Origin of the sequence: Autumnicola patrickiae (assembly GCF_031846525.1) — a bacterium.
Lineage (GTDB): Bacteria > Bacteroidota > Bacteroidia > Flavobacteriales > Flavobacteriaceae > Autumnicola > Autumnicola patrickiae.
The window spans coordinates 1-2,587 of record NZ_JAVRHM010000051.1; the positions used below are offsets into that span (position 1 = coordinate 1).

Annotated in this window: 2 protein-coding genes; both read left to right on the top strand. The window is 44.3% G+C overall.

What is annotated here, in order from left to right; translation table 11 throughout:
• Positions 1 to 188 precede the first annotated feature (188 nt).
• Positions 189 to 1,742, top strand: coding sequence for an IS21 family transposase (gene istA, locus RM549_RS19230; RefSeq protein ID WP_311687718.1), 1,554 nt, complete (start codon positions 189 to 191; stop codon positions 1,740 to 1,742).
• A gap of 23 nt (positions 1,743 to 1,765) precedes the next feature.
• Positions 1,766 to 2,503, top strand: coding sequence for an IS21-like element helper ATPase IstB (gene istB, locus RM549_RS19235; protein ID WP_075327970.1), 738 nt, complete (start codon positions 1,766 to 1,768; stop codon positions 2,501 to 2,503).
• The last annotated feature ends 84 nt before the right edge of the window (positions 2,504 to 2,587 follow it).

Below are 2,587 nucleotides of genomic sequence, written 5' to 3' on the forward strand. Positions count from 1 at the left end.
TGGATATCTCGGATCGATTTGTGCCAGTGATTTCGGTCGGTTAGTGCCAGGCATTTCGGTTCAAATTGTGCCACTTTTGGTTTTTAGTTAAGCCTATATCGGTTCGTTTTGTGCCAGTTGTTTCGGTTCGTTTTGTGCCACTTTGAAAGATCAAGTAAATAATACCTTGTCGCTTAAAAACAAGCGATATGGCCAATACACTTGATCCAATGGACTTAAAACAAATTATTTCCTTACATCTCGATGGATTTAGCAACCGTAAAATAGGTGCCACCCTTGGGATCTCCCGCAATACGGTAAATACTTATATGCGGCTGTTCAAGGCCAGCGGTTCTTCCCTTAAGGAATTATTGGCCCTTGATAATGCTGGCTTAGAAAAGCTTTTTCCTTCCCACACTACTATTGACAACCCTCGTTATGAGGAACTGATGTTATATTTTGAGGGGGTCAATAAAGCCCGGAATCATCCAGGGTTTACTTTTTTATACCATTATCAGGAATATGTAGCGCAGGCTAAAGATCCTTATGGTTATACCCAGTTTATGGAACACTACCGGCGCAAATATGCCAAGGTCAAAGGTTCGATGAAACTTGAACACGATCCTGGGAATGAAGTCTTTATTGATTATGCCGGCAAAAAGCTCCAAATTATTGATAAGGAAACCGGTGAACTGATCCCGGTAGAAGTATTTGTAGCCATCCTTCCCAACAGCCAGTACACTTACGTGGAAGCCTGCAGGAGCCAGAAACGAGAGGACCTGATTACCTGTTGCTGTAATGCCCTGCACTTTTATGGAGGCGTCCCTAAAGCCATTGTCTCCGACAATCTAAAATCAGCGGTTACCCGTGCCAGCAGGTATGAGGCTGACATAAACAGGAGTTTTAAAGACTTCGCACGGCATTACGACTGTGTGATCAATCCTGCCCGGGGCTATGCCCCGCAAGATAAAGCCTTGGTGGAGAATGCCGTAAACCTTGCCTACCAGCGGATCTATTATCCCCTCCGGGAGATGAGCTTCTTCTCTTTGGAAGATCTGAACCGGGAGTTAAAACGCTTGTTGGAGCGGTATAATGACCTCTTGTTCTCCCGCAAAGAAGCCAGTCGCAGGGAACTCTTCCAATCTGTGGAGCGGGAATACCTAAAGCCACTGCCGGAGACAGTCTATGAACTGAAAGGCTACCGAAGGGCAAAGGTTCAGAAAATAGGCTATGTATACTTCTCCCCGGATAAAAGCTATTACAGCGCACCCTATCGCTATATAGGAAAGGAAACCACCATCCATTATACCAGTTCCGTGGTAGAAGTATATTACTATCATCAGCGAATCGCCCTGCACCAGCGCAACCCATCAAAAGGCAGTTATAATACCAATAAAGAACATCTTAGCAGTACCCATAAATACTATAGCGATTGGAGCCCTGAATTTTTTAAAAAGAAAGCGGCCATACATGGCAAGCACGTGCTGGGCTGTATTGAGAAAATAATCACCGCGGTAGACTATCCTGAAATAGGATATAAACGAGCTATGGGGGTCATCCAGCTCCATAAATCCTATGGCTCCCAGCGATTGGATGATGCCTGTAAAAGAGCTTTGCAGGCAGACGCGGTTACTTACCTGCGCATTAAAAATATCCTGAAAAACAACCTGGACAAAAGCTCCCTGTTTTACCAGGATCTCGAAGAAGATAAACCACACATCCCGGAACACGATAACTTACGGGGTGCTTCTGCATATAAATAATAAACCATTTAAATCCAATGAATATGAATAACAATCAGACTATTGAAAAACTTAAACAAATGCGCCTGGGGGCTATGGCCCAGTTGCACCAGCAGCACATAAAGGACAATCGTATAGAGAATATCACTGCTGATGAATACCTCGCTCTGCTGATCGATCACCAATGGGAAGACCGGCAGAACCGGAAGATAGAGCGGCTCTTAAAACAGGCCGGCTTTAAACAAGAGGCGAACCTGGCCGATGTAAATTACACCCAGCAACGAAACCTGGATAAGAACATGTTTACCCGCCTGGGGACACTGGATTTTATCACCAGAAAGGAAAATATTATCCTTACCGGGGCGTCGGGAGTTGGTAAAAGTTACCTGGCCCAGGCTTTAGGGCATCAGGGATGTATGATGGAATACAAAACCATTTACACCAATACTGCCCGCCTTTTTAAGAAATTAAAACTGAGTAAAGTGGATGGCACTTATCTTAAGGAACTTGGGAAACTCATTAAAGCGGATGTACTGATCCTCGATGACTTTGGCCTGCAGAGTTTTGATAACCACGCCAGGGAAACCCTGATGGATATCATCGATGACCGCTACAACAAAGCTTCCACAATTATATCTTCACAAATACCCGTATCCGCCTGGTATGATATTATTGGGGAAGGGACTATTGCAGACGCTATTTTGGACAGGATCGTGAACTCCTCGCATCGGATCGACCTCAAAGGAGAATCACTAAGAAAAGGAGCTTTAAAGAACGAGTAACATTAATTTTTTATATAATTGCAGTATCTTTCAAAGTGGCACTGTTTGACCGAAACAAGTGGCACCATCACTCCGAAATAGCCA